Consider the following 384-nt stretch of genomic DNA (forward strand, 5'->3'; position numbering starts at 1 on the left):
CACTACTTACGGAGTCTCGGTTGATGTCCTTTCCTGCAGGTACTTAGATGTTTCAGTTCCCTGCGTTCGCTTCTTACCCCTATGTATTCGAAAGTAAGATACCTTATTGCGATATCTAGAAACCATTCGGGTTTCTCACTCACGCTTGTTCCGCACTGCGTGCGGCGCTGCGTGGGCGCGCCGGACGACCGGCGACGCGCTCTGCGCTGTATTAGGAAGTTCCCATACAGGCCAGAGGCCGTCGGCGATCGTTCGCCGTAACGTCGGATCAACGATCCGACAACCAGAATGATTTTCTAGATATCTAAGGTGGGTTGCCCCATTCGGAGATCCATGGATCAAAGCTTATTCGCAGCTCCCCACAGCTTATCGCAGCGTATCACG

General features: G+C 53.1%; 1 rRNA gene. It reads right to left on the reverse strand.

Annotated elements, in window-relative coordinates:
• Positions 1-384: ribosomal RNA gene (locus tag QSK43_RS27070) — 23S ribosomal RNA — on the reverse strand; the annotation flags it as partial.

The organism is Rhizobium sp. GR12 (assembly GCF_036596185.1).
Taxonomy (GTDB): domain Bacteria; phylum Pseudomonadota; class Alphaproteobacteria; order Rhizobiales; family Rhizobiaceae; genus Agrobacterium; species Agrobacterium nepotum.